Source organism: Loigolactobacillus backii, assembly GCF_001663675.1.
Taxonomy (GTDB): domain Bacteria; phylum Bacillota; class Bacilli; order Lactobacillales; family Lactobacillaceae; genus Loigolactobacillus; species Loigolactobacillus backii.
Map to the genome: position 1 here is coordinate 1,022,990 of NZ_CP014873.1, position 26,633 is coordinate 1,049,622.

Sequence of the window (26,633 nt, forward strand, 5' to 3'; positions counted from 1 at the left end):
TGTTGGTTACTGTTCACGTTGTAATAATCGGCGCGTTAATGTTTCCAGCGCCTGGCGGGCAGGCGTTTCCGGTAACATTTTAATATCCAATAAGGCTTGGTCAGTTAATTCATTGGCCATGGTGCGTGCTTGAGCAACGCCATCACTCTTTGTGACCAAGGCTTGGATTGTTTGTAAATCGGTCTCGGTTAGCTGGATACCTCGTTTTAAGTAAGGGCGTAATTTTTCTGGTTGCGCCTCAAGGGCAAACAATAATGGTAATGTGTAAATTCCTTGTTGAATGTCTTGAAGGATTGGTTTACGAATATCTTGTTGTTCACCAGTGTAATCCAAAACGTCATCTAAAATTTGGAAGGCCAAGCCAATCGAACGGCCAATTTGTTCTGCCGATTCCACAATAATCATGTCTGCGTGGGCCAATTTAGCACCTTGGGCACAGGCTAAAGCAAAGAGCTTTGCCGTTTTGCCTTCAATCTCTTTTAAGTATTGATCCACCGTTTCCTTTAAGTGATAGTTCAGATCGTATTGATCTAACTCGCCGTCTAAAATACCGTGCATGGCGTGGGTATTAACCGCGATGTCATTAAAAGTTTCCGCTGATTTTAAGACTTGGTCAAAATATAGTGTGAATAATAGATCACCGGCGTAGATCGCGTTTCGATTACCAACGCGCGTATGAACCGTCTGCGTTCCCCGGCGTTCAGGTGCCTGATCAATGACATCGTCGTGAATCAGGGTTGCCAAATGTAATAATTCAATTGCGGCGGCACCAGCTTGTAGTCTTTCCTCATTTTGGTCAGGCCCAAATTCACTGAACAAGTAAAATAGTCCAGCGCGGATTAGCTTACCACCATGACGCAACAAAGACTGTACCCGCTCATTCACTGCTGGTTGTTTGATTCGTGCAGCTTCAATCAAGTAAGGTGTCAAAGCTGTTAATTTAGTTTGAATGGTGGGAAAATCATCCCAGATTTGAAGCGCCATAGGGAAATACCTCTGTTTTCTTAATATCTAGTTACTTATTATACGTTAAATTTAGCAATTTCAGCAGTTAAATGCTCAGAAATTGGCATAAAAATGTCAGTAAAGTACTTATTAAAGTCAACTTTTGCCTTTGGATTTTGCGTTTGCTTATTGGCTTTTTGCATAGCATCGTTACGCATCATTGAAATTAAGCTATCTTTAATGTGATACAAGTGCTTTTCAAGTTTACCATTACTTTTACTATATTTGATTAAATAGTAATAAAAAACTTCATAAAAAGTATTGTCTAGGTCCCAAAAGAAAGTATTACGCAAAACACGATCATTCATTGCTTGCGCAAATAGTTGGTCAGCAACAATCTCATTTTGCGCAAATGAAGCGGCAGAACTTGCGATTGCCTTGATTTCTTGGTTGTCGGACATGTAACGGGAAAATTGTTCGACGTCACTGTCAGGCAATTCGAAACCGACTGTTTTCTTACGTTCGGCAAGTGAAAGCTTCTGGATCTGTTCCGCAAATTTGGGCTGAATCTTTTGACTATCGATAATTAAATCATTTTCGACATCGTCTAATAATTTCTGATTGGCCTCCAAAAAAAGGTTAACCTGGTCCCAAATTTTAGGGAAAGCTTGGTTAAAGTTTTTAAATAGGTCATCAGTTGTGGTGACAATTTCACGTTGAACCTTTGCGTTTTCGGTGTGTGGTTCAAATTGTACGACTAAAGGCAGTGCCAGAGTTTCATCACTAGCAATTGTGCCTTCTTCTTTGCGCTTTTTAGCGGTGTAGTCTCGTAATTCCTGTAAATCTAATAAGCCGAGCGGCGCGATGGTTAACTCGGAATTGGTTGTCATAATTTGTAGCGCAAAAGGTGACCCTGCATCCTGATTTTTAATGAAGGCTTTTAAGGCAGTCATTAATTTGGATTGGTTTTGCAACGTATTTTCAGGATCGGCATAAAAGCCAGAAGTGTAAATTGGTACATTTTCATATTTTGCGTTTAATTTATCTTGAATATCCATAATTATCAGTCCTTTTGTGGCAGATGTTCAGCTAAAAAAGTTTCGCCAGTTTCAGTTAGTTCGGCGTTATGTAAATCAACGCTGGCAACTGGTTTGTCAGTGCCGTCTTCAATTATGGCATTACGCAAAAATTTTTCAGCGACCGCATCCTGAGCCGTTTGGTAAAGCATTGACGCCGGATTGATACTGCGAGCGCTGCGAAAACGGTGCCGCTTAACGTCATTTAAGATGCCAGTAAGTTCTTCGGTTCGGCTAACATTGTGTGCCATGCTGCGTCCTCCTTAATTTGGGTTCACGTTTTAGAGTAAGGCTCTGGAATAAGTAAGCAGTTAAGATATTTATTCCCACTTCCTATTTAGGGGTCAACTGTAACGGCTTAACGTCTTCTGTGGCGGAGAAAAGTGAAGAAGTGTAGTAATGAGGCTAATAAAATAAAGAAAATTAGCACAAATGAAACGTAGGTTGCCCAGAACTTGCCAGTGGCGAAAACGCCAAAAATTAGTTGTTGTAGTCCCATTGTAACCAGTGCCATTGCGGCAATCATGCAGAACAATTCTAGATATCGTTTCAAAGTGTTATCATCCTTTTTCTTTTTAGCGGTTATTTTTGCACCCCAACGTTGACATAACGCCAATTTTTGAGGATCGGCCTCTTCTTGGCCCCAAGTGCCAGTGCCAACAATTTCGGTAACTTTGATTAAACCAGCGCCAGTAAGGGCACGATCAATTGTTTTGAAAGTGTCATCCGTAATTCCGGTGAAGAAATTTTCAAAACTGGAAATAAAACAAGTCGTAATCGACAAATAATGTTTATCTTTAAACTGAGCGGGTAAGGTGTCCGCTTTTTTAGTCATGCGTACCATTCGCGGTCGCATACAATCAAAGAAGTTTTTCATGATCCCGGATAACGCGCCCCAATAGGTTGGTGCGGCGATAATCCAAAAATCACTTTCCTGCAACTTTGTTTCTAATTTATCTAAAACAGGATTTTCCTGGCCCATATCAGGTTTGATATCATAGTCGGCAAGGTACAACAGCTCATAACTGTCTGCGTCGGGGATCCCCTTAGCCGTTGCGGCCAAATACTGCGCCGTGATACCATCCTTTTTATGAGAACCTAGAATACCTAAAACTTTCACAATTGATCACTCCAACTTTATGTAACAATCTTCACCTAATAGCATAACGATTATTGAGCCGCACGACTATTAGGGTTTTACCCAAAAGAGTGTTTGGAAAAGTGGGTAGATTCTGAGGATTAGCCTAAACAGACGAATCACCTTTGAAAAAGGTGATTTGGCTGTTGTAGCTACTATTACGCAATTGAGGATTATTAGCACAAAACGCTAATAATCTTGATGCTTCATACGTTGTCCATTCAACTAAGGCGAAAACCGTCAAGTTGAAACATGGCAACCGCAGGAATCTGCTTTTCCAAACACGTTTCCATCAAACTAGGCCGGAAATACCAAATTTCAAACACTGCCTAGTTTGCCAGATTATTTGCGCAGTGAATGATCTGACAAACGTAGCTACTATTCCGCAATTGAGGATTATTAGCACAGCTCGCTAATAATCTTGATGCTTCATACGTTGTCCATTCAACTAAGGCGAAAACCGCCAAGTTGAAACATGGCAACCGCAGGAATCTAGTCCTTTTAGCGCGTTTAGAATAGAAAACTTTTCACTAGGCTATTTCGCCTAGATAATCAAAAAAAGTCTGGAACAACTACCCAGACTTAATATTGTCATTTTAAACCCGAATTATTCATACGAGGTTTAATATCGGCATACCGCACAATTTTGGACCAATTCTCGTGCTGCTATGGCGTAGTCAAACCAAGATGTACTGTTTTTGCTAAAGGCTACCAAATTATGGGGCTGGATAAATTTTTGATCCTCAATTTTGAGCATACTTGCCCCTTGGCCGAACCGACTTTTTTTGATTTTTTGCACCAGTTTAGCCCCACTGTAGCGCTTGGATTCGAGCTAACAGTTGATAAAACAAATCCTGATAGACGTGGTGGCGGCTTAATTTTAGATAAAGTTGCCGGCCGCTGGTCACCAGCTTACCCGCTACTTTAAACAGCCATAAGCGCAAGGTTGTAACCTGTAATCGCTGATGTTGTACAGGCAACAATTGGCGCATCAAGCTGACTAAATTATAAGCGAGGACACTGAGCATCATGCGGGCATAATTTGGTATAAATTGCGAGCTAGTCATTTTATCCAGGTAAAAGCCAGCCTTGGCTTCCTTGATATAGTTTTCCATTTGACCCCGTTGGTGATAGGCGTGAAATGCATCTTCGGCGACAAAACTCGTTAAATTGGACACGAGGTATTCATGTTGAAATAACAATTCACCAGCTGGTCGAGTTGATTTAATATAGATCTGGCGCGGCTTAGACCATGATCGGGCTTGATAAGACGCGCGATAATAATGGACCTCGGTCTCAGTCCAATTCTGCTCATCACTGATCTGAACAAAACGTTCAGCCAGTTGGTTCAGCCGCCGATTGGCTTTCAGGCGGATCAAGTAAAAAGTGTCGTTGGCTTCACAAGTTTCGTATAATTCTGGAGTCGCAAAGCCACTATCCCCGCGGACCAAGATATCAGCGTTCGGTTTGACTTGATGATAGTGCTGTAGTAGTGGTGTGATAAAGGGGGCAATATCCGTACTGGTATAAACATTACCTGGGCGCAATTGAGCCTTTAAACAGTGGCCCGTTTGCCCGTCAAAAGCGACCAGCGGATGGTAACCCGTGGTACCGTAATGCGCATTAAAGGCCGTTTTTTCCTGATGACCATGAGTATCGGCGTGAGTCGAGTCAATATCGAGGATCAGCTGTTGTTGCTTGGCGCCAGTCCACGCTTGGTCAAGCAATGCTTGATTCAACGTTTGTAATGAGGTGATGGTCTGCTCGTCACAGCGTTGCCAAAAACGGGATAATGACGGTTGTGAGGCCAATTGCGGTTGTGCCAATAGTAATTTAAATGTGGGGTCATTGCGCAAACTGGTGGCAGCTAGATCGGCCGGGTAACCGGCGATCAACTGCAGCACGACCTGTTCTAGTAGACTAACGTTGCTGTAACGAGCGTAATGGCGCTGGTCATCAAAATGGACTAATTGATACGCTAAGGTCGTGAAATTGAGTTGCGCCATTAATTCTTTGACCAACACTAGCCCAGCATCAGTGGAAAGTTCACCACCAGTGTGCGAAATATGTAATTTAGGATTGAAATTAACTCGTTTTCCCGGTAAAGTTGCCATGAGAAGGACCTCTTTCTTTGGGTGGATAGCTGACTTGTGGTGAATCAACTATACCAAATCGGAGGTTCTTTTTCTGCACTAAAAAGGTGAAAAATAAAAAACACAGTACCGCCCATGATACCGGGGTGACACTGTACTTGGAGAACTTATGGTGAATAATTCAGGTTTAAAAATCAATCAGTCCGTGGTGCAAAGCGTAATGGACCAATTCTACCCGGTTCTTAAAGCCTAATTTACGGTTGATGCTGGCTTTGTGGGCCTCAACGGTTTTGGTTGAGATAAATAATTTTTTTGCGATTTCTTTATTTGAATAGCCAAGCGCAATTAAGGGAAGAACTTCCTTTTCGCGACTAGAGAGATCTGCGTATCCTTTCATTTTGACATTAACTTTTTGTGAATTAATTTCGGCCAAGTCCGTTTTGGTCAAAATAATGTTTTGATCAACGTAGGTTTGGTGATTAGCCACAGATTTAAGCGCGCTTAATAACTCATCATCGGACGAGCTTTTTAGAACGTACGAATTAGCGCCGTTTTGCATCGCCTTATCAATGTATTCCTGTTCTTCGTGCATTGATAAAATGACAATCCCCATCTTGGGGTAACGTTCACGGATTCGTTGAGTTGTAATTAGCCCACTTTCACCAGGCGGCATGTTTAAATCAAGAACAATAATATCAACGTCAGCGCGCTCAATTTGAAGAAAGGCCTCATTGCCGTTTGCTGCCTGGGCAACAACTTGAAAATTGGTTTGCTGATTAATAAGAAATGACAGACCACTGCGAACAATTGCGTGGTCATCGGCGATTAATACCTTATGCAAGTGCGTGGCCTCCATAGTAACAAATTAAAAATGAGCCAAATCTAAGTTTTGGTTAGGTTGATCCAGTGGTCAACTGGAAAGGCATCCGCTAGGCCATGTTTGGAAATTACTTCTGGCAGTGTTTTCCTGACCTAGCAAGTGTATACGTATTTAAAAAACGGTTTCCAGTACCTAATTACTTAAAACCGATTTGGCACACAATTATACTGTAAGATTAGGCGATGGGAAATTCAGCTTTGACAGTTGTACCTTCACCAATTTTAGAGTTGATCTGAAAAACACCATTTAGAGCTTTGACACGTTCATTCATATTCATTAAGCCGAGTGAATGCCCATTAAAACTAAGGTGTTTTTGAACATCAAACCCTGATCCATCATCAATTATTTCTAAGCTAATTCGGTGGTCGTGAGCGACTAGCATGAGGTTGATTTCATTAGCCGAAGCGTGTTTGATGGCGTTGGTCATGGATTCTTGTGCAATGCGGTAGAGGACCGTTTGGACATCTTCCACCAAATTAAGCTGATCGGCGTTATGTGAAACTACCATAATAGCAATTCCGGTGTTTTCTTCTAAACGCTTTGCTAGGGCCTTTAACGCGGATTCTAAGCCAAAGCTGTCAAGGACGGAGGGCCGAATATCTAAGGCCATTCCTTTAACTTCTTGCAGCGTTTCGTATAACTGCTTTTCAATCAACTTGGTTTGGTGATTAAAGGCGGCATCGTTGGTGTGACTAGTTGCGGGATCTAAATGACGGACCCCCATAATGGCAGAGTAGACGCCCTGAGCAATACTATCGTGCAAGTCCTGCGACAGACGCTTTCGTTCTTCCTCATGGGCACGATTGACGTACTGGACTAACTTTCGTTGTTGGGCCAATTGATCCATTCGTTGCATTAAGGCCTCACTTTTTAGCGTTAATGAGTAGACTTTTTTGGCGTGATCTAGCTCAGAATAAACCACAAAGAAGGAGAAAGATTGGCCGTCCTTTGACTTTAAGGTAAGCGGAACCAAAGTTTTAGCCATTCCTTTGACAACACAGTTGAAACAGTCATCAGTTTTTGTTCGTTGTTGTTTGACGACGGCTTGCATAAGTTCAGTAATGTAAGTGGTGCTCAAATCATAATCAGCCTGTAGTGTCTGAGCTGCTTGGTTAGAAACTAGTAGTTGATCGTCTTGAAAAATGAAAATAGCATCGGCCGTCTCGCTGAAGTTTTTCTCAACCCAATTGGCAGATTCTAACAAGTTTTTCACCTCCAAGGTAAAAATAAAATAGCGAAAAAAAACGTGACAAGGTAAGCCTCATCACGTGAATAGTTAAAAATTATGGTTCTACAATATCTGTTGTTGGTAATAGATTTTCATCTATTACTGATGACAGATTTTTTATTTATGGCTAGAATAAAAAAGCGGACATTTCCTGTCCGTTCATCCAAGTCAACCACCACGAAGATTTTTCAGAAAGAAGGAAATGCCCTATGTGTCATGATACTACAAAATTATTATTAGGAATAGCTGACGAGAACCTAAAAATTACTGACGGTGAAACTGGAGAAGACGGGGTTATTCGCTTAACTGGCCACTTGGATTACACGCCGAAGGCTTGTCCCAAGTGCGGGATTATCAATGATCAAAAGATTATTAACTACGGCTGGCGCAATACCACTATCAGATTCTCGAAGGTTCTGAGCAACACCGTCATCTTAGCCTTAAAGCGCCGCTATTTCCACTGTAAAGAATGTCACGGCAACTTTCTTGCACAAACATTGGCAGTTCCGAAACACTGTACAATTTCAAACACCAGCCGCAAAGAATGCCTAGAGAAGCTCGGTGAACCGGTCTCTTTGAAGCACATTGCCAATGAAGTATCGGCATCAGATTCATTTGTGGGCCGCCAGTTAATGCGCGCTGAACGAGACTTTCAAACCAATTGGCACTATTTACCAGAGATCATCTTAATGGATGAGGTGAAGAGTACCAAGAGCGCTACTGGTGCCATGAGCTTTGAGTTCATGAATGGCGAAACCCATGAATTAATCGACTTACTCCCTTATCGAACCATCAATAAACTAGAGAAGTATTTTTACCGCTTCGATCAAGCTGCCCGAGAAAACGTCAAAATTATTGTGACTGATATGAATTATACCTACCCCAAGCTTGTGCAGACCGTGTTCCCCAATGCCATGGTGGTCATGGACAAGTTTCATATTATCAACGCCCTAAATCGGGCGTTTAACAAAACCAGAATCAAGGTGATGAAGAAGTTTACCCCGTCTTCTCGCGAATTTCACGCCCTTAAGCGCTACTGGAAGCTGTTGTTAGTACCAACTGAACAGCTTAACTTTGAACAATTCAAAAAGTGGACTAATTTTCCTTACTGGATGGCTGCCACCGATGTTGTCCATCAGCTGTTATCGTTGGATTCAGAACTAGAACAAACTTATCAAGTCTTAAACAGCGTCCGGTCAGCTGTCCAACATCAAGATTGGCATAACTACAATGCGGCATTTTGGAATAACAAAACGTATTCTGAAGAAATGAAGAACACGATTAAAACACTTGAAAGCCATCATGATGAGATTCGTAACACCTTTACCACACACTATTCAAATGGTCCTTTGGAAGGTTCTAATAATAAAATCAAGGCGATCAAACGAGCCAGTTTTGGCTATCGCAGCTTCTGGAGGTTTAGAACTCGAGTACTATACGTTTTCAAAATCAAAACAAAAAGAGCCCTAATCACGAAGTGATTAGAACTCGAAATATGGATTCACCAACAACAGTTGACGAAGAGCCAAAATTATTGGAATGCGCTAAGTATTCCTGCAACACGTGACTGGAGTGAGCAGTGACACGTTGGTGATTACGATAACCAGCAAGCAAAACACCGCTGACTAACTGATCGCTATCCAAAATTGGAATTGCGACGGCATTGGTCAGGTGTTCGACCATTGTGATTGGGCAGGAAATATAATCGGCATATTGATGGTGTTCAAGATCATTTTCAATAAACGGCTCGCCAGTTCGAACAACCAAGCCAGCAATGCCGATACCACTTCGTAAAACGATTCGGCGAAAACGTTCGTTAGTGTTACCAGCGGCAAAGCGCCAACGAATTTTTCGTAGGCCCGTTACTTCTTGCAACGCTATGCCGACGAAATCGAAATCTTCTTGGTGGTAGATAGTCTGAACAAGATTATTGAAGACGCTCTCTTTTGCGATCTCTTCATCACCCATATCATTGTCACTCCTTCCTGAGTATAGCATATTTGAGTTCTTTTTTCGGGACATTTCTATTTTTCGACCGGCTAGTCCGCAGAAAAATAACTGTCTTTAGCTGGTTTTACTTCGGGATCAATAAATTGGTGGTAATGATCGTAATCCCGCCGAATTGGTTGAATTTGCTGTTCTAATTTTTCAATGGCCTCGTCTTGTTCCAAAGTTCGGAGGTCGGCGCGTTGATCCGCAATATCATTTTCCAGTAAGGTTCGCCGAATTCGCAAATCCATTAAGGTGATTTGGAGTAATTTTTGAAAATCAGCGTCGCTCATATCTTCTTTAGTTAACATAGTTATCGCTCCCAAGTATTTAAATTTGTAAAGGCCTGACTAGTTGAAAAGATTAGTGGTCGACAGCGTTGTTTGATGAATACTTGCAAGCGCCGTTGATCTTGGGCCAAGGCTGCTGCCACTTCCTGATGACTAGTTTTAAAGTGGGCCAACGTATAGTGATTGTGTTCGGCCGTTTGGACAAAGCTATCATTTACCGCCAGTAGCCGCTGTAAAATCTGAGGTGTCAACCAGGGGTAGTCGGTGGGCAGAAGTATGTAATTTTGTTCACCGGAGATCTGCTTCGTGGCCGCAAACAAGCCACCTAAAGGACCAGCGGCTAAGTAGGGTTGCTGATCCGGGATGATTTCAACCGTGGCCGGTAATAACTGCCGGATTGCGGTACTGTTGGTTGAGTTTGCGGCAACAATGATTTGACTAACAAATGGTTGCAGTAAATTGGTGGTGACTTGAATATTGGGCCGGCCAATTTCAGGAACGGTAAACAGAGCCTTGTCTTGACCAAAACGTTGTGATTTACCACCGGCCAAAATAAGGCCGATTGTTTTTTTAGGCCTCGTCATTAAATTCAAAGTGGCCACTTTTACCACCATCTTTTTCAACAAGGTGAATGTTAGAAATTATCATACCGCGATCAATTGCCTTACACATATCGTAAATGGTCAATAGGGCAATCTGACAAGCAGTTAGGGCTTCAATTTCAACGCCAGTAACGTGTTTCGTTTTAACGGTAGTAACTGCTGTGATGGTAGTTTTGTCGTCGTCACTAAAATGAATATCGACGCCGGTTAAAGGAATTAAGTGGCACATGGGAATTAAGTCGCTGGTTTTTTTAGCGGCCATAATTCCCGCAACTTGGGCGACAGCCAAAACGTCGCCTTTTTTCATAGTACCAGCGTGAATGCGTTCTAAAGTTGCCGGCTGCATTATGATTTGGCCAGTTGCTTTGGCAATGCGAAAGGTGACGTCTTTTTGCGTGACGTCCACCATTTTAGCACGATTTTGGTCGTTGAAGTGGGTTAATTCGGCCATGTTTGTCCTCCTTGTAAAAAATGATTAAACCAAGCTTCGCGCTTAGTTGTTGTTGAAAAATCAATACAGTCTGAAAATTCAGGCTGGGTGAGACTGGCAAAGGCCAAAACGTGGCTTAATTGCGTAAAATCACGTGCTTTTTCGCCTGGTCGTACCAGTACTAATTTTGGATAATTAGCTTCTTTAAAACCTTCAAGCAAACAGAATTGATCGGCTTGGCGGTACTGCGCCACTAGGTCGGCCGCCTTTGGTTGTTCGGTTATTTTCTGATGGAGCATGATGCCTTGAGCGGTTGCCAAAATGGTGGTTGCCGCGCCGGCCTGACTAAACTTAGCGGTATCCGTCTGTGGTTGATCCACGCTGGCGTTGTGGGCATCATGCTTTAACACAATAACTGATTGATCATATTGTTTTAACACGGCCAAAAAGCTTTGAATCGTTGTTGTTTTGCCACTTTTTTTAAAGCCGACTACTTGAAGGGGAGCAACCATGTTTCCACCTCGGCGTTTAACGCGATTGGTTCGTGACTGTGGGGGATTTTGAATAAACAAGTGGTTGATTGTAAATTGCCCAGATCGCCGGAACGATCGCTGCCGTTAAGTTGAACGTAGTAGCGACCATCCGCTGCCAAGCGGTAAGTTCCCCGTAATACCTTGTCGTAGCCGTTTGTTTTGTGATACGGCTTTTCCAAAATGGCGGTGACTTTTTGTGACTTAGAGGCTTGGTCAACGTACCGGCGTAAAACTGGTTCAGTAAATAAATAAAAGCCAGTAAAGCAAGCGCCAGGATTACCTGATAAGGCCATGACCAAAGTATTTTGGTCAACAAAAGCAGTTGTGACACTACCTGGTCGTAATTTTAATTTATTGAATAAAAGTTCGTCCGAATTGCGAGCGGCCTCGGCCAAGTAGTCGAAGTCGCCAACAGAAACGCCGCCATCAGTAATGACAACATCGTTGCTGGCACGCAATCTTTTCAGATTGGATTTTAGTAATTCATAGTCATCCTGTAGCTGAATTTCTTCGGTTAAAATGGCGCCACTTTCTTTGACTAAATTAGCGATCATTGGACCGTTACTATTAAAAATCTTACCAGGTTGTGGTTGCTCACATTGATGGAGTAATTCAGTTCCCGTTGTGATTAGTGCCACGCGCGGTTGGCGGTAAACTAACACTTTAGACTGGCCAAAGGCACTTAATAGACTTAAACCACCAGGATTTAATTCCGTGCCAGCAGCGATTAAAAGATCACCTTGTTTAAATTCGGAGCCGGCTGGGGTGATATTGTCATTTTTGCCAGTCACCATAATTTTGACCTGCTCTGGCTGATCTGGTACGGCGCGGGTTTGTTCAAGCATAATCACTTTGCCAGCGTTGTCTGGAACAAAGGCGCCAGTCATGATGCGTGCCGTTTCATTTTCGCCAAGATCACCATCGAAAGTTGCGCCGGCTTGAATTTCGCCGCGAACTTTGAAAATCTTTGGGTAGTCCTGATCGTCTTCACTGCGAATTGCGTAGCCATCGTAGCCAGAACGACGAAAATTTGGGTAATCATAAGTTGCGTGAACATCCTCCGCTAAAATACGGTGATTAGCCTGGTCAATCGAAATTTCCTCAGTTCGGCGGTAAACGGGAAGTGCCGCTAATTTGGCCTGTGCTTCTTCAAGTGTAATTGGATTTCTACGATCTAACATTTAATAACCTACTTTCGTCTTTCAAATAATAAATGACTAAATTCCGGTAAAATTAATTGATTCAGCGCCGTTTTGCAAGCGTTAGTTGAACCAGGTAAAACAAAACAAAGTTGCTCCCGGGTGTTAAAACCAGCCATTGCCCGGGAAGCTAGCGCGTGTGAGCCGATTTCGTCGTAGCTTAGACTACGAAAGGCCTCGCCGAAACCTGGAATTGGAACGGGCAGTAAAGGCTCAAGGGCCGGAAAAGTAACATCGCGCTTAGCAATGCCCGTTCCCCCGTTTGTAATTAATAAATCAATTTTTAGCTGTTCTAATTGTAAAAAGGCACTTTGAATTTCAACAACGTCGTCCTTCACAACTAAACGTTTGGCCACTTTAACTTCTTGTTCGGCCAAAGCCTGGCTGATGTACTGACCACTTTTATCGCTGGCCAGACTTCGGGTATCACTGATTGTTAAAATTGCGGCGGTTGTCATAATTGAATTGCTCCTTTGAATAAATGCCACAGATCGCGGTAAACGAGTTCTGCCGCGTTTTTGTTGGCTAAATCATATAAGTGTAGCTTGCCCGTTTTAAAGTAACTAACAGTTGCACCGTGCCACTGAAAATTGATGAAGGCCTTAGCAGCCTGAAAAGTGACGTGCTCCTTTTTTAATAAGTTACTGATTGCGGCCAGTGGTACCGTCGTCGGCAAATAAACGGAATAGGCCTGACTACCACACATAGTTCGCAGTAATGTGCGATCGGTTACTGGAACCGCCACTTTTTCCTGGCTACAAATTGGACAAGTAGACTGTTTTTTGATTTGAAATTGGTGCTGACTTGCTGGCCAACAGCTGATCGTCATTAACTGATTATTGGCAACGTGGCCCTCAACAATGTAGCGCAGGGCCAGGGCAATTTGTTGCGCTGAAACTAATGGAATTAGCGGGGTTGCAACGCCTAAAACATCGCAATCACGCTCTTTTAACTGGGCCAAATTGGGAAAGGCACAGTTGAGGCAAGGACCATGACTGGGGTCAATGAACATTAAATTGCCGGAAACACCAGCGCAGCCAGCGAAGATGTAAGGAAAGTGTTGGTTTAGCGCCAATCGATTAAGTGTGTCGCGCACGCTAAAGTTGTCGGTACAATCTAAAGCCAAGGTTAGCTTGTCCATTTGGGCCAGCAATTCCGGTCGAAGTCCAACTGGAAAAGTGGTGACGGCCACTTCATGGTTAATTTGCCGAAGCACACGGGCGGCTGCCTCAACCTTGAAATTGGCTTGAGCGGCGTCAATTTCAGTAAAAAGCGTTTGTCGTTGGAGGTTGGTTTCACTAACAGTGTCCGGGTCAACCAAGTAAAGTTGTTTAACGCCAGCGCGAACTAGCTGTTCGGCTGCATAGCTGCCTAAAGCGCCGCACCCAACGATTAAAATGGTACTGGCACTAATTTTAGCTTGCCCAGCCGCGCCAATTTGTTTGACGCGCGCTTGCCGATCGTAACGATCCATTAGTGGATGTCCTCCTTTCAATTTAGAAGAGTGCCGCAAAAGGCGTCTAGGCTCCGAGCATTAGCCTAGAGAGTGTTTGGAAAAGCGTTTAGATTCTGAGGATTACTAACGATGTCGATCGGACTAGGATAAACCGAAGTCCGAGTCGCAGCCTAGATTGACGAATCATCTGTGAAACAGATGATTTGGCGATCGTAGCTAAGCGCAGGAAGCTGCCTTTTGCGGCACGTTTAAACAAATTAGCGTTAACACGTCTTAGACCAAAGGCTACCTTTACGGTTAATTAGCCTCTAACGGTCCCAGACGTAAAAAGTCTTCTTAATAATCAACTACAGCTAAGTTAATTCTGCTTTAACGGCTATTAGAAAATAGGTTAGCTCCATCAATAAAATGAAATCTCTTACATTCCAACTAAAATTAGCACAAAAAAGGACTAAAATTCCCTGTTTTTGCGAAAGATCGGGCAATTCCCTAATCGAAGTATAGCATCACACATGATATTGTGAACATTAGGGAAAAGTCTTACTTTTACGAATGAATTTTATCGGAAAAGCAGTCCTTTTTCGAACTAAAAACATGTCTACATAATTAAAAACTAAGATTTGGAAAGGACGTGAGGGATTGTGAAATCTCGTTTTTTCAAGCGGGTCGAAAAATTTAACGGTAATTTTACGCAACTAGAAGAAAACAACCGCCGTTGGGAGAAACTCTACAAGCAGCGTTGGTCCCATGACAAAGTTGTGCGAACAACACACGGGGTTAACTGTACTGGCTCGTGTAGTTGGAACGTTTACGTTAAGCAAGGCATCATTACTTGGGAGCACCAATCGACGGATTACCCGTCGTGTGGTCCGAATATGCCAGAGTTTGAACCACGTGGTTGTCCTCGTGGCGCCAGCTTTTCTTGGTATGAATACAGTCCAGTTCGGATTAAATATCCGTACGTTCGGGGTAAATTATGGGAGCTTTGGGACAAGGCTAATTCTGAGACCGGCGATCCAGTAGCCGCTTGGACAAGCATTGTTGAAGATCCTGAAAAAACTAAGTACTACAAGAGTGCCCGTGGTCATGGTGGTTTGGTTCGAGTTCACTGGGATGAAGCCTTGGAATTAATTTCGGCAATGTTGATTTATACGTTGAAGAAATATGGTCCAGACCGAATTGCTGGTTTTTCACCAATTCCTGCAATGTCAATGATTAGCTACGCGTCCGGTGCACGTTTCCTTTCCTTATTAGGTAGCGAAATGTTGAGCTTTTATGATTGGTACGCTGATTTGCCGCCGGCATCACCACAGGTTTGGGGCGAACAAACTGATGTCCCTGAATCTAGTGATTGGTATAACAGTCAGTACATCGTGATGTGGGGCTCAAATGTACCGTTAACGCGGACACCAGATGCTCATTTCATGACCGAGGCTCGTTACCACGGTGCTAAAATTGTTTCCGTCAGCCCAGATTACGCTGAAAACGTTAAGTTTGCGGATAACTGGTTAGCACCACATCCTGGAACTGACGCTGCGTTAGCGCAAGGTATGACCCACGTTATTTTAAATGACTACTATAATAAGCGCGATGAACCGCAATTTACTAATTACGTTAAACAATATACAGATCTACCATTCCTCGTCTTTCTTGATCCTAGTGCGGCCGATGCCAGTCACTATACGTCTGGCCGTTTTGTCCGCATTAGTGATTTAAGCGATCAGCCAATTGTCAATGGCGATTGGAAGACCGTTGTTTGGGACAAGAATACCAATCAGCCAGTCGTACCAAACGGCACAATTGGACAACGCTGGGAAGATAACCGTAAGTGGAATCTGACGTTGAAAGACGCTGCTGGCAATCCAGTTGAACCTGTATTAAGTGCAGGAACAGAAGGCGCCAACGTCGTGGTTGATTTTCCAGTCTTCAATCAAAGCGGTAACACCGTTTTAAACCGTCACTTACCAGTTCGTTCGGTTCAATTAAAAGATGGCAGTAGTAAATTAGTAACAACGGTTTTTGATTTGATGATGAGTCAGTACGGCGTTAAACGCCAGGCCGACGATGATTTGGCGGCCAAGGGTTACGATGACGCTGACAGTTTGTATACACCAGCTTGGCAAGAAAAGGTTACTGGTGTTAAAGCTAGTCTAGTGATTCAAATCGCCCGTGAATTTGCGCAAAATGCCTTAGATACTGGCGGTAAAACAATGGTTATTATGGGCGCCGGCATTAATCACTGGTTTAACAGCGATATGACTTACCGAGCAATCATTAATATGCTAATGCTTTGCGGCTGTGAAGGTGTCTCTGGCGGCGGCTGGGCCCATTATGTTGGTCAGGAAAAATTACGACCTCAGGAAGGTTGGAGTACGATTGCCTTTGCTAATGACTGGCAAAAAGGTGGCGCGCGCCAGCAAAATGGGACGTCTTTCTTCTACTTTGCTAGTGATCAGTGGAAGTACGATGAATTAGATAATCGCGCGCTGAAATCACCAGTTAAACACACTAAACACGGCTACGATCACCCAGCTGATTATAACCAGTTGGCGATTCGTTTAGGCTGGTTACCTGGCTACCCGCAATTTGATCGTAACTCACTTGATTTTGCGAAGGATTACGGCACAACTGATATTGGTGAAATTAGTAAAAAAGTGGTTAGCGAATTAAAACAAGGCAGTTTGAACTTTGCAGCTGAAGATCCAGATGCTAACGAAAACCAGCCCAAAGGAATGTTCGTTTGGCGGTCCAACTTGTTTGCTTCTTCCGGTAAGGGCCAAGAGTATTTCATGAAACATTTACTTGGTGCCGAAAATGGCTTGTTAGCTAAATCAAACGATAACTTTAAACCAACCGAAATGAAGTGGAACGATAAAACAATTGAAGGCAAGCTTGATTTGTTAGTTTCAATGGATTTCCGGATGGTTACGACGCCACTTTATTCCGACGTTGTTCTGCCAGCAGCAACTTGGTATGAAAAAGAAGATTTGTCATCAACTGATATGCACCCATTTATTCACCCATTCAATGCCGCAGTTAATCCACTTTGGGAATCAAAGAGTGATTGGCAGACGTTTGCTGATTTAGCGAAGAAATTCTCTGAAATGGCGAAAAAATACATGCCTGATCCAGTTTATGATTTGAAGACGCAACCGCTAGGCCATGATTCCAAGGCCGAGATTGCCCAACCATTTGGTGAAATCAAAGATTGGAAGAAAGGCGAGATTGAGGCAATTCCTGGGCAAACGATGCCAAGTCTATCCTTAATCAAACGTGATTACAGCCAAGTTTACGACAAATACGTTGCCTTAGGCCCGAATGCTAACGGCAACGAAGGCGGCCTTGGTTATTCCTACAATGTTGAGGATCAATACAAAGAATTGTGCGATCGGAATTCCGTTTTTGATGAAGGCTTAAACGCTGGTTGTCCAAAATTGGATCAAGATAAAAAAGTTGCTGAGGCAGTTTTGGTACTTTCCAGTGCCTCTAATGGTCACGTTGCCATGAAAGCTTGGAAGAGTGCTGAAGAAAAGACTGGCATGAAGTTAACTGATATCAGTGCTGGCCGGGCGGAAGATGAAATGACCTTTAAGGACATTACGATTCAACCCCGAGAGGCCATTCCGACGCCAGTCTTCAGTAGTTCAAAGCACGATGGCGATCGTTATTCACCATTTACCGTTAATATTGAGCGGTTAGTTCCGTTTAGAACGCTAACTGGTCGGCAACAATTTTACCTAGACCACGAAGTTTTCCAAGAATATGGTGAAGAATTGGCCGCTTACAAGCCAACTTTGCCGCCAATGGTTATGGGTCCAAAGGATACTAAAATTGAGCCCGATGATAATGAGTTGACGCTGCGTTACATGACACCGCATGGTAAGTGGAATATTCATACCACCTACTACGATAATCTGGAAATGCTGACCCTGTTCCGTGGTGGGCCTAACGTTTGGATTAGTACGGTGGATGCAGACAAGACGGGGATTAAAGATAATGATTGGCTAGAGTTGTACAACCGAAATGGTGTTGTTACCGCCCGGGCCGTTGTCAGTCACCGGATGCCTGAAGGTTCCATGTACATGTACCACGCACAGGATATGGAAATTCAGGAACCATTATCGACAATTACTGGTAACCGTGGTGGTAGTCATAATGCACCAACGCAAATTCACATTAAGCCAACGCAAATGGTTGGTGGCTACGCGCAGTTAAGTTACGGCTTTAACTACTACGGACCAATTGGGAACCAGCGTGATTTATACGTCAAAGTAAGAAAGCTTAAGAAGGTGAAATGGAATGAAGATTAAAGCGCAAATCGGCATGGTTCTGAACCTGGATAAGTGTATCGGTTGTCATACTTGTTCCGTTACATGTAAAAATACTTGGACAAACCGTCCTGGGGCAGAGTACATGTGGTTTAATAACGTTGAAACTAAACCTGGCGTTGGTTATCCCAAACGCTGGGAAGATGAAAGCCATTATCATGGTGGCTGGGAATTAAATAGCAAAGGCAAATTACAGCTAAAAGCAGGGAATAAGCTTAACAAGATTGCTTTAGGTAAGATCTTTTACCAACCAGATATGCCTGAATTAGATGACTACTATGAACCTTGGACCTACGATTACCAAACACTTTTTGGTCCAGAAAAGAAACATCAGCCCGTTGCCCGGGCAAAATCACAAATTACCGGTGACTACATGGACCTTAAAGGCGGTCCTAACTGGGATGATGATTTAGCTGGATCAACCAATACGTTTGATCAAGATCCTAACATGCAAAAAATTGAAACTGACATTAAGGCTAATTTTGAGCAGGCCTTTATGATGTACCTCCCACGTTTATGTGAGCATTGTTTAAACGCACCTTGTGTGGCTTCTTGCCCTTCAGGTGCCATGTATAAACGTGATGAAGATGGGATTGTTTTAGTTGACCAGGAACGCTGTCGTGGTTGGCGTTTCTGTATGACTGGCTGTCCTTACAAGAAGGTTTACTTTAACTGGCGGACAAATAAGGCCGAAAAATGTACCTTCTGTTATCCGCGGATTGAAGAAGGCATGCCAACTGTTTGTGCCGAAACTTGTGTCGGCCGAATTCGCTACATTGGTGCTATTTTATATGACGCTGATCGGGTGGCTGAAGCCGCTGAAGAACCTGATGACACTAAATTATACGAATCACAATTAAGTTTATTCTTAGATCCAAATGATCCTGAAGTCATCAAACAGGCACGCAAAGACGGTGTTAACGATGAAATGATCAAGGCTGCGCAAAATTCACCGATTTACCGGATGGCCGTCAAAGAAAAGATTGCCTTCCCGTTACACCCTGAATACCGCACAATGCCAATGGTTTGGTACATTCCACCGTTGTCACCAATTATGAATTACTTTGAAGGCCGCGATTCGATCAATGATCCTGAAATGATTTTCCCAGGAATTGACGAAATGCGGATTCCCGTTGATTATTTAGCTAGCTTATTGTCCGGCGGTAATAAGGAAGTTATCAAGGCTGCGTTGTACAAATTAGCAATGATGCGTTTGTATATGCGGGCGCGGACAAGTGGTAAGGACTTTGACGTCAGCAAGTTAGGCCGCGTTAATTTGAACGAGCGGACAGCAACGTCACTTTACCGCTTATTGGCCATTGCGAAATACGAAGATCGCTTCGTTATTCCGCAAAACCACAAGGAACAAGTGGAAGATGGCTACGCAGAACAAGGCGAATTAGGCTACGACGAATGCCAAGGCTGTTCCTTAGCACCACAACATAGCAGTATGTTCAAGAAGGCGGAAGCAGGAAAATCGACTGCCGAAATTTACTCAGAAACATTCTATGGGGGGATCTGGCGTGATTAATATTCAACGAGTTGACGAATTACGGCCGGGTTTTGTTTATTTTTCACATTTGCTAGATTACCCGGATGATGAAGTCATGTTACCGACATTTTTGAGTGATTTTCAGCGGGATTATCCCGAAACTGAAAACAAGGTGGCTTTTGTTAAATGGATTGAAAAAATGCAGTCGAAGTCGTTATTTAATCTGCAAAAAGAATACTCGAATTTATTTGAGCTAAATAAACGGTTTACGCTTTATCTGAGTTATTATCGTTACCAGGATTCCCGTGAGCGCGGCCAGTTACTGGCTAAGCTTAAAATGTTGTACGAGATGTTTGGGGTGTCCGTTGATGGCGATGAATTGGCCGATTACTTTCCATTGATGCTGGAGTTTTTATCCTACGGTGAGTGGGATCAGGATGAACGCCAGCAGGATATTGGCCTAGTTTTCCAGGTTATTGAGGATGGCACTTATAACATTATCCAAAATGAAGTTGAGTACGCCGACGAGGATTACCTTGAGTTGGTTCGACTTTTGCGTCAGGAATTTAAATCATGCATTGTTCCGCAACAGGAGGTGGCTCGCTCATGATGGCGCACCCGTTTCAGTTCCTTTTATGGACTTTTTACCCGTACCTCATGCTAGGCTCGTTTTTCTTCGGTACCATTATTCGGTTTGCCTTTTTCCACCCAACGGTTACGGCAAAGTCTAGCGAAATTTTAGAAAAAAAGACTTTAATGATTGGTAGTATTTTATTTCACGTTGGGATTATTGGTGTGTTCTTTGGCCACATTGCTGGGATTTTCATTCCTAAGGCTTGGACCGATGCGTTAGGGATTAGCAATGAAATGTACCATATGTTTGCGTTGGGCGCTGGTGGCGTCTTTGGTATTATGGCAACCGTGGGCGTTTACGTTCTGTGTTTCCGCCGCTACCATAATCACCGGGTTTTTCACGCCAGCTCAATTGGTGACCTTGTGATCATCACTGCTTTGACGATTGAAATCACGTTGGGGATGTCGTCCTCATTTATTGCCGGTCCAATGAATCCGTCGTTTAATTACCGGACTTCATTAGCAATTTGGGTACGTCAATTATTCATGTTCCACCCCGATTTTCGATTAATGTTGAACGTGCCATTGCTCTATAAATGCCACGTTGTCTTCGGTCTCATGATTTTCGGCGCCTTCCCGTATACACGCCTAGTCCACGCTTTAGCGTTGCCATGGCAGTATATTTTCCGCCGTTTCATCGTTTACCGAAAAAAACCACAAATCTAAAAGAAGCGAAAAAAAGAAGCGAAAAAAAGAGCGAAAGATTCTGAGGATTAGCCTAAGAAGGCGAGTTTGACTGCGAAGCAGGCAAATCGACTTCTGTAGCTAACCGCAGGAATCTGCTCTTTTTTTCGTGATCAAGAAAACATATTTAGTCGATATTTAAGGTCGGTTGGTCCTTTTCGCAAAACAGAATCACTGCACCGCACAAAATTCAGTTTGACTTGCGTAATTATTCGTATAAAGTAAAGCGTATCAATGATAAAAAGGAAGTTGTCAGTATGATTAAATTGGTCCAACCAAGTGAGCTTCAGCAAGTTATTACGTTTTACGAAAATCTTATTGATGGCATGCAAAACGCCAAATTTCCCACAGATTGGAAGAAGGGCATCTACCCTAGCGCTACTTATCTTAGCGATGCCCTGCGGCGGCAAGAATTGTTTGTTGATTGGCAAGATGATGTGATTGTTAGCGCGATGGTGCTTAATAGTGCCGCTAATGCTGGCTATGAGCAGGCAAATTGGTCGCTGGATGTTGCCGACTCTGAGGTATTGTTGATTCACACTTTAGGTGTGGCACCACAACAACAGGGTCACGGTATCGCCCAGCAAATGGTCAAATTCGCAGTGGATTATGCCCGGCAACAGCATAAACAAACCATTCATTTGGATGCGATTGGGACTAATTTACCAGCGCAAAAGTTGTATTCAGCTTGCGGGTTCACCTGTGTTGGGACCTTTAAGCTTTTTTATGAAGATACTGGTGTGACTGATTTTTTACTGTATGAATTGAATTTGTAGGAATTGAGTTGGTGTCGGTCTGATTAACTTGGCCGAAACTGGCTCTTTTTTTATGGATTGTGGGGGAAGCCGGTGGTTGCTTTTGTAGATGCCTTTTTGGGCACTCTTAGTTTAAACGTGTTTGAAAAAGCAGATTATTGCGTATAGCTACGCTAGTCGAACGATCCGCTGCGCGTCTCTTTTCGCCTAGCTAGGCTATACTCCATAATCTAGACGCTTTTTCAAACACTCTCTAGTTAGGGAATTCCCCATAAATTGAATTAGGGGGTTCACAGTTTGGGGTAAACGTGATAAGTTTACATTAGTAAATGTTTACAGACGTAAACTAATAAATCACGCAGGTGGTTAATATAAAGGGGGCGCCCAGAATGACTGAGGGGCACTTTTCAATTGAGGGAATGGTTTGTGCAAGCTGTGTTCAGGCAGTAACCGACGCAACGCAGGCAGTTCCTGGGGTCAAACAGGCAATTGTAAATTTGGCAACCGAGAAAATGAAGGTTGCTTTTGAACCAAAGAGTGTTGACGTTACGGCGGTGGAACAGGCCGTCAAGGAAGCAGGCTACGAGGCTCGTTTACAGGCGGCCGCGCAAACTTACAATATCGAAGGCATGGTTTGTGCCAGTTGCGTTGCTGCTGTCGAGCAGGCTGCTGCCGCAACGGCTGGCGTTTTAAAGGCTAGTGTTAATTTGGCAACTGAAAAATTGCACATCAATGTCGATACGCAGCAACTGCCAACTGGTGGGATTGAACAGGCTGTTGCAGCGGCAGGGTATCAGGCCAAGCTAATTGATCAGGAAGAAGATCGTGCCAAGGTTGAGGCTGATCAAAGGCAGCGTAAGCAAGAGCAATTGCAGCAGATGTGGCGGCGATTTGTTGCTTCGGCGTGTCTGACAATTCCGTTGCTGTATTTAGCAATGGGTGGCATGTTAGGTGCGCCACTACCACGGTGGTTGCAGCAGCCACTTGCCAGCGCCTTAGTGGAATTGGTTTTGACGGTGCCAGTTATGTGGCTGAACCGCGATTATTACCGCATCGGTTTTAGTACCTGGTTTAAACGGCACCCGAACATGGATACCTTGGTTGCAGTTGGAACTAGTGCCGCTTTTATTTATAGTTTTGTCCAAACGATTCAATTGATCGTGATTCAACACCCGGCAGAATTTTATTATGAGGCTGTGGCCACCGTTTTAACCTTGATTACTTTAGGCAAATACTTTGAAACTCGCGCCAAAACAAAAACGGCGCATTCGCTAACGGCGTTACTAAATTTGGCGCCAAAAACGGCCGTAATTTTACAACAGGGACAACAGGTAACCGTTAACGCCAGTGACGTTAAAACTGGTGACACCTTGATTGTTAAGCCCGGCGCCAGTATTCCAGTGGACGGTAAAATTTTAAGCGGACAAAGTAGTGTCGATGAGTCAATGTTGACTGGCGAAAGTCAACCCGTTAGCAAACAACCTGGTGATCAGGTTATTGGTGCTAGTTTAAATCAAACTGGTGAATTGACCTACAAGGCGACTAAAGTTGGTGCAGAAACTGTCTTAGCGCAAATTGTTAAGTTGGTTGAAACCGCGCAAGAAAGTAAGGCGCCCATCGCTAAATTGGCCGACGTTATTTCCGGAATTTTTGTGCCCGTTATTATGGCTTTAGCAACGTTGGCTGCTGCTGGCTGGTTTTTTACCGGGCACTCACTGGCCTTTAGCCTGACTATTTTCGTCGCGGTCCTTGTAATTGCTTGCCCTTGTGCGTTAGGTTTAGCAACGCCAACTGCCATTATGGTCGGCACTGGCAAGGGTGCGGAAAACGGTATTTTGATCAAAGATGGCGCCGCTTTAGAGGCTATGGCCGGATTGGATACACTCGTTTTAGACAAAACAGGCACAATTACTAAGGGGCGGCCGGCTGTAACGGCAATCCAAACCTTTAATGGCTATTCCCGGGAAACTGCCTTGCAATTGGCTGCCAGCTTGGAACAATATTCGGAACATCCTTTGGGTAAAGCAGTTTTAAGGGCCGCTGATCAATTGACGTTAAATCCAGTTACGGCATTTAAAGCAGTACCTGGTTACGGGATCCAAGGCCAAATCGCTGGCACGGACGTTTATTTGGGCAATCAGGCTTGGTTGGCCAAACAACAGCTTGAGGTGGCGACTTCAGTTGCACAGTTTACCGCGGCCGGCCAAACACCGCTTTATTTGGCCAAGGACAATCAGTTGGTTGCAATTTTAGCAGTAGCTGACCCAGTTAAGGCCACTAGTGCCGCCGCAATTGCCGCTTTACGGAAACATGGCCGCCAAGTTGTGATGTTGACCGGGGACAATGAACAAACAGCTCAAGCAGTCGCTAAGCAAGTTGGGGTGAGCCAAGTCATTAGCCAGGTTTTACCAGCAGATAAGGCCCAGGTAGTTGCCAAATTACAGCAGCAGGGCAAAAAGGTTGGCATGGTCGGTGACGGCATTAATGACGCCCCCGCGTTGGCTCAGGCTGAAGTTGGTTTTGCCATGGGTAGCGGCACCGATGTCGCAGTTGATTCCGCCGACGTCGTGCTTTTAAACAGCGATTTGGCAACCGTTGTGACTGCACTAAATTTATCCCAGCGAACCGTACGCAACATTAAAGAAAATCTATTTTGGGCCTTTGCCTACAATTTGATTGGCGTACCAATTGCCATGGGCCTGTTGTACCTCTTCGGCGGACCACTGCTTAACCCAATGATTGCCGGAGCGGCAATGAGTTTTAGTTCCGTTTCTGTGTTATTGAATGCATTGCGGTTGAAACGATTTAAAGCACCAAGATTGGAAGAAAGACGGAGTGTGGTATAAGGCGGTCAGCTTCTGAGCATTGGCCTAGGGAGTGTTTGAAAAAGCGCCCAGGTTCTGAGCATTAGTCTAGATTGACGAATAATTCACGTAGTGGATTATTTGGCGATCGTAACTAAGCGCAGGAACCTGCTTTTTCAAACACGTTTACACCAGATTAGTCGAGAAAATACTAATAAAAGTATTTTTCAAACACTCTCTAGATCACCGAATGATTCGCATAGCGGATCGTTTGGTGATCGTAGCCAAGCGGAAGAAGTTGCCTTATGGAACACGTTTTGACTTGTATGACAGTACTCATAGAAATTTTATTTGGAATTATTCTGTAGCTGAATTTGCTTAAACGTGCCTAAAAAGGCAGATTCCCGCGCCTGCCATGTTTCAACTTGGCGATTTTCGCCTTAGTTGAATGGACAACGTATGAAGCATCAAAATTATTAGCGTACTTAGCTAATAATTCTCAATCGCGGAATAGTGGCTACGATCACCAAATTATCTGTTTCACAGATAATTCGGTGATCTAGGCCAAGCACAGGAATCTAATCGCCTTTTTAGGCACTCTCGAAAGGATGATAAATTATGACCCAAGTTGTTAAAATTGAAGGTATGAAGTGTGATGGGTGTGTAAAAGCTGTTACGGAGGCTTTTAAAAATGTTGCTGGCGTCAAATCTGTGCAAGTTGATTTAGCTAAGAAACAAGCAACGGTTGAAGGTAATGTTGATTCGGCAGCTTTAGCGGCTAGTCTGAAGGAAACCAGTTACCGGGTTGTTGAAGCCTAAATAAGAAGTGTGAAATCTGAAGCAGACGGTTTAAATTAAAAATATTTCTAGTCAAAAAAGAAGCTAGGGCAAAATTAATTTTTTGCTCTGGCTTCTTTTTTATACGCAATTTTTCTGAATGTTAATTAAATAACAAACTTTTCTTATCGTTTTCTTAATTACTATCTGTTCAAAACTTGCTAAATCAACAATCTTCACTGAGCACTCATTCAATATTAGATTAATGTTCATAAACTCTTCGTAATTTAACTTTAGTGTTATCACTATCAGCTAGGCCAAATGAAATCAATCGTCGTTTGTTGAACGGACTGATTGAAACGAGGTAACTGACTATGTTCGGTATTTTTACCGTAGAAAATTTTCTGGCGGTATTCCTTAACTTGTTTGCTCAAAGCATAACGTAATGAAAGGGCGGAAACTAATGAAACGACACCATCGGAATTGGTACCATCCAAGCGATTACCAGCAATTGCAAGTACGCGCGTTTGTTTCGGAAATTGGGTTCGATGGTTCAATATTTCCTGATATTCAGGGTGAATAATTGCCGGGCGGCCACTTGCTAGAAAATGATTTTCATTAACGTGATCATCCCGCCAAAGAGCACCGTCAAAGGAGCCCGCAATGACAACCAAGCGTTTTAGTTTCAAAGCGGGTTGGTGTTCGTTGGCGATAACCAAGGCAAGGCTGCCACGTGAGTGACCAACGGCATTGTAATTTTTTAGATGATATTTTTCCTTCAAAATGGTTAACAAACGATTTAGCCACTGGGCATCCAGATTCCAATTTGCCTGATTGTTTTGGAAAATAACTTGAATGATTGGGTGCTTAACGGATTTTGACCAGCGACCGATGAATTGGATTCTTTGCGGTGTTATTTCAGCAATTAAAACACGCTGGCCTTTTCGTTCTAACTCGGCTCGATCAATTAACGGCCCTAATGAATTCAGGCCGCCGTGGTAGCCATGAACAAACAGGGTCGGCGTTGCGTAGCTGGATTTCACTGCTGCGTGGCTAGTAGTGGCCGGCAGCAAAAGAAGTATGACTAATAGAAGAAACCAACGTAAATGGCGCATGATTAGACCTTCCTTGAAACTTATTTCATTGTAGTAGGTGTTTGCAAAAATGCTAAGATCCGCTTTTCCAAACACGTTTACGCTAGATTATCAGTTTGAAAAAAATTTGCAACTAAAACAGATTAATTTAAGACGAATCTTAAAGAGTGTAGCTAGGCGTGAAAAGTCCTTTAGCACAGGTTTTAA

At 43.4% G+C, this 26,633-nt stretch carries 24 protein-coding genes; 8 read left to right on the plus strand and 16 right to left on the minus strand.

The genetic code is table 11. The annotated features are described in order from the left end of the window. Positions 1–6: 6 nt before the first annotated feature. The 7 genes from AYR53_RS04395 to AYR53_RS04425 form a co-directional block, all read right to left on the minus strand. On the minus strand, positions 7–984 hold the full coding sequence (locus AYR53_RS04395; RefSeq protein WP_068279079.1) for a polyprenyl synthetase family protein: 978 nt from the start codon (positions 982–984) through the stop codon (positions 7–9). A gap of 38 nt (positions 985–1,022) precedes the next feature. Then, complete coding sequence (locus AYR53_RS04400) at positions 1,023–2,003, minus strand: hypothetical protein (RefSeq protein WP_068279075.1); 981 nt, start codon at positions 2,001–2,003, stop codon at positions 1,023–1,025. Between the two features lie 5 nt (positions 2,004–2,008). Next, positions 2,009–2,272, minus strand: a complete 264-nt coding sequence (locus AYR53_RS04405; RefSeq protein WP_068279074.1) for a hypothetical protein — start codon at positions 2,270–2,272, stop codon at positions 2,009–2,011. Between the two features lie 107 nt (positions 2,273–2,379). Beyond that, positions 2,380–3,141 carry a flavodoxin family protein gene (locus AYR53_RS04410; RefSeq protein ID WP_068279067.1) on the minus strand — a complete coding sequence of 254 codons (762 nt, stop codon included), beginning with the start codon at positions 3,139–3,141 and terminating at the stop codon, positions 2,380–2,382. Positions 3,142–3,962: 821 nt separating this feature from the next. Next, entirely contained in the window at positions 3,963–5,273 is a 1,311-nt protein-coding gene (locus AYR53_RS04415) for an IS1380 family transposase (protein ID WP_068279064.1), read from the minus strand. A gap of 166 nt (positions 5,274–5,439) precedes the next feature. Continuing rightward, positions 5,440–6,093 carry a response regulator gene (locus AYR53_RS04420; protein WP_068279061.1) on the minus strand — a complete coding sequence of 218 codons (654 nt, stop codon included), beginning with the start codon at positions 6,091–6,093 and terminating at the stop codon, positions 5,440–5,442. 214 nt (positions 6,094–6,307) lie between these two features. Next, the gene (locus AYR53_RS04425; RefSeq protein ID WP_068279058.1) at positions 6,308–7,336 is read right to left on the minus strand and encodes a sensor histidine kinase; all 1,029 of its coding nucleotides are present in this window, start codon (positions 7,334–7,336) and stop codon (positions 6,308–6,310) included. A 233-nt stretch (positions 7,337–7,569) separates the two neighbouring features. Here AYR53_RS04425 and AYR53_RS04430 point away from each other — a divergent pair, with 233 nt between their 5' ends. Further along, the gene (locus tag AYR53_RS04430) at positions 7,570–8,841 is read left to right on the plus strand and encodes an ISL3 family transposase (RefSeq protein ID WP_068279055.1); all 1,272 of its coding nucleotides are present in this window, start codon (positions 7,570–7,572) and stop codon (positions 8,839–8,841) included. On the opposite strand, the gene AYR53_RS04435 is transcribed toward AYR53_RS04430, so the two are convergent. From AYR53_RS04435 to AYR53_RS04470, 8 genes are all read right to left on the minus strand, one after another. Beyond that, the gene (locus tag AYR53_RS04435; RefSeq protein ID WP_239691366.1) at positions 8,831–9,328 is read right to left on the minus strand and encodes a GAF domain-containing protein; all 498 of its coding nucleotides are present in this window, start codon (positions 9,326–9,328) and stop codon (positions 8,831–8,833) included. The genes AYR53_RS04430 and AYR53_RS04435 overlap by 11 nt on opposite strands. A gap of 71 nt (positions 9,329–9,399) precedes the next feature. Further along, a complete protein-coding gene (locus tag AYR53_RS04440; RefSeq protein ID WP_068279051.1) occupies positions 9,400–9,660 on the minus strand; it encodes a hypothetical protein in 261 nt (86 codons plus the stop codon). Positions 9,661–9,662: 2 nt separating this feature from the next. Continuing rightward, complete coding sequence (locus AYR53_RS04445; protein ID WP_167574657.1) at positions 9,663–10,241, minus strand: molybdenum cofactor guanylyltransferase; 579 nt, start codon at positions 10,239–10,241, stop codon at positions 9,663–9,665. After that, positions 10,210–10,692 (minus strand): cyclic pyranopterin monophosphate synthase MoaC, encoded by a 483-nt coding sequence (moaC, locus tag AYR53_RS04450; RefSeq protein WP_068279045.1) that lies wholly within the window; start codon positions 10,690–10,692, stop codon positions 10,210–10,212. The genes AYR53_RS04445 and moaC overlap by 32 nt, the downstream gene beginning before the upstream one ends. Then, positions 10,680–11,183, minus strand: coding sequence for a molybdopterin-guanine dinucleotide biosynthesis protein B (mobB, locus tag AYR53_RS04455; protein ID WP_068279041.1), 504 nt, complete (start codon positions 11,181–11,183; stop codon positions 10,680–10,682). Before mobB ends, moaC begins: the two co-directional genes overlap by 13 nt. Continuing rightward, a complete protein-coding gene (locus AYR53_RS04460; RefSeq protein WP_068279038.1) occupies positions 11,162–12,385 on the minus strand; it encodes a molybdopterin molybdotransferase MoeA in 1,224 nt (407 codons plus the stop codon). The genes mobB and AYR53_RS04460 overlap by 22 nt, the downstream gene beginning before the upstream one ends. An 8-nt stretch (positions 12,386–12,393) precedes the next feature. Beyond that, a complete protein-coding gene (locus AYR53_RS04465; protein ID WP_068279030.1) occupies positions 12,394–12,861 on the minus strand; it encodes a MogA/MoaB family molybdenum cofactor biosynthesis protein in 468 nt (155 codons plus the stop codon). After that, positions 12,858–13,877 (minus strand): HesA/MoeB/ThiF family protein, encoded by a 1,020-nt coding sequence (locus AYR53_RS04470; protein ID WP_068279027.1) that lies wholly within the window; start codon positions 13,875–13,877, stop codon positions 12,858–12,860. Before AYR53_RS04470 ends, AYR53_RS04465 begins: the two co-directional genes overlap by 4 nt. 623 nt (positions 13,878–14,500) lie before the next feature. Between AYR53_RS04470 and AYR53_RS04475 the strand changes: the two genes are divergently transcribed. From AYR53_RS04475 to AYR53_RS04505, 7 genes are all read left to right on the plus strand, one after another. Further along, a complete protein-coding gene (locus AYR53_RS04475; protein ID WP_068279021.1) occupies positions 14,501–18,169 on the plus strand; it encodes a nitrate reductase subunit alpha in 3,669 nt (1,222 codons plus the stop codon). Next, positions 18,159–19,718 (plus strand): nitrate reductase subunit beta, encoded by a 1,560-nt coding sequence (narH, locus tag AYR53_RS04480; protein ID WP_068279012.1) that lies wholly within the window; start codon positions 18,159–18,161, stop codon positions 19,716–19,718. The genes AYR53_RS04475 and narH overlap by 11 nt, the downstream gene beginning before the upstream one ends. Beyond that, positions 19,711–20,289, plus strand: a complete 579-nt coding sequence (gene narJ / locus AYR53_RS04485; RefSeq protein WP_068279009.1) for a nitrate reductase molybdenum cofactor assembly chaperone — start codon at positions 19,711–19,713, stop codon at positions 20,287–20,289. Before narH ends, narJ begins: the two co-directional genes overlap by 8 nt. Continuing rightward, positions 20,289–20,978, plus strand: coding sequence for a respiratory nitrate reductase subunit gamma (gene narI, locus AYR53_RS04490; protein WP_068281242.1), 690 nt, complete (start codon positions 20,289–20,291; stop codon positions 20,976–20,978). The genes narJ and narI overlap by 1 nt, the downstream gene beginning before the upstream one ends. Positions 20,979–21,253: 275 nt before the next feature. Then, on the plus strand, positions 21,254–21,772 hold the full coding sequence (locus AYR53_RS04495) for a GNAT family N-acetyltransferase (RefSeq protein ID WP_068279006.1): 519 nt from the start codon (positions 21,254–21,256) through the stop codon (positions 21,770–21,772). A gap of 368 nt (positions 21,773–22,140) precedes the next feature. Then, on the plus strand, positions 22,141–24,597 hold the full coding sequence (locus tag AYR53_RS04500; protein ID WP_068279002.1) for a heavy metal translocating P-type ATPase: 2,457 nt from the start codon (positions 22,141–22,143) through the stop codon (positions 24,595–24,597). A 576-nt stretch (positions 24,598–25,173) separates the two neighbouring features. Further along, complete coding sequence (locus tag AYR53_RS04505) at positions 25,174–25,374, plus strand: heavy-metal-associated domain-containing protein (protein ID WP_068279000.1); 201 nt, start codon at positions 25,174–25,176, stop codon at positions 25,372–25,374. Between the two features lie 266 nt (positions 25,375–25,640). On the opposite strand, the gene AYR53_RS04510 is transcribed toward AYR53_RS04505, so the two are convergent. Then, positions 25,641–26,447 carry an alpha/beta hydrolase gene (locus tag AYR53_RS04510; RefSeq protein ID WP_068278998.1) on the minus strand — a complete coding sequence of 269 codons (807 nt, stop codon included), beginning with the start codon at positions 26,445–26,447 and terminating at the stop codon, positions 25,641–25,643. Positions 26,448–26,633 lie beyond the last annotated feature (186 nt).

What these genes read in the sequence shown, in the direction of transcription:
- AYR53_RS04435 (WP_239691366.1), bottom strand. Translation starts at nt 9,328, where the DNA reads ATGGGTGATGAAGAGATCGCAAAAGAGAGCGTCTTCAATAATCTTGTT.
- AYR53_RS04470 (WP_068279027.1), bottom strand. Translation starts at nt 13,877, where the DNA reads ATGGATCGTTACGATCGGCAAGCGCGCGTCAAACAAATTGGCGCGGCT.
- AYR53_RS04395 (WP_068279079.1), bottom strand. Translation starts at nt 984, where the DNA reads ATGGCGCTTCAAATCTGGGATGATTTTCCCACCATTCAAACTAAATTA.
- mobB (WP_068279041.1), bottom strand. Translation starts at nt 11,183, where the DNA reads ATGGTTGCTCCCCTTCAAGTAGTCGGCTTTAAAAAAAGTGGCAAAACA.
- AYR53_RS04460 (WP_068279038.1), bottom strand. Translation starts at nt 12,385, where the DNA reads ATGTTAGATCGTAGAAATCCAATTACACTTGAAGAAGCACAGGCCAAA.
- AYR53_RS04465 (WP_068279030.1), bottom strand. Translation starts at nt 12,861, where the DNA reads ATGACAACCGCCGCAATTTTAACAATCAGTGATACCCGAAGTCTGGCC.
- AYR53_RS04415 (WP_068279064.1), bottom strand. Translation starts at nt 5,273, where the DNA reads ATGGCAACTTTACCGGGAAAACGAGTTAATTTCAATCCTAAATTACAT.
- AYR53_RS04405 (WP_068279074.1), bottom strand. Translation starts at nt 2,272, where the DNA reads ATGGCACACAATGTTAGCCGAACCGAAGAACTTACTGGCATCTTAAAT.
- AYR53_RS04505 (WP_068279000.1), top strand. Translation starts at nt 25,174, where the DNA reads ATGACCCAAGTTGTTAAAATTGAAGGTATGAAGTGTGATGGGTGTGTA.
- AYR53_RS04400 (WP_068279075.1), bottom strand. Translation starts at nt 2,003, where the DNA reads ATGGATATTCAAGATAAATTAAACGCAAAATATGAAAATGTACCAATT.
- AYR53_RS04430 (WP_068279055.1), top strand. Translation starts at nt 7,570, where the DNA reads ATGTGTCATGATACTACAAAATTATTATTAGGAATAGCTGACGAGAAC.
- narI (WP_068281242.1), top strand. Translation starts at nt 20,289, where the DNA reads ATGGCGCACCCGTTTCAGTTCCTTTTATGGACTTTTTACCCGTACCTC.
- AYR53_RS04510 (WP_068278998.1), bottom strand. Translation starts at nt 26,447, where the DNA reads ATGCGCCATTTACGTTGGTTTCTTCTATTAGTCATACTTCTTTTGCTG.
- AYR53_RS04500 (WP_068279002.1), top strand. Translation starts at nt 22,141, where the DNA reads ATGACTGAGGGGCACTTTTCAATTGAGGGAATGGTTTGTGCAAGCTGT.
- AYR53_RS04440 (WP_068279051.1), bottom strand. Translation starts at nt 9,660, where the DNA reads ATGTTAACTAAAGAAGATATGAGCGACGCTGATTTTCAAAAATTACTC.
- moaC (WP_068279045.1), bottom strand. Translation starts at nt 10,692, where the DNA reads ATGGCCGAATTAACCCACTTCAACGACCAAAATCGTGCTAAAATGGTG.
- AYR53_RS04495 (WP_068279006.1), top strand. Translation starts at nt 21,254, where the DNA reads ATGATTAAATTGGTCCAACCAAGTGAGCTTCAGCAAGTTATTACGTTT.
- narH (WP_068279012.1), top strand. Translation starts at nt 18,159, where the DNA reads ATGAAGATTAAAGCGCAAATCGGCATGGTTCTGAACCTGGATAAGTGT.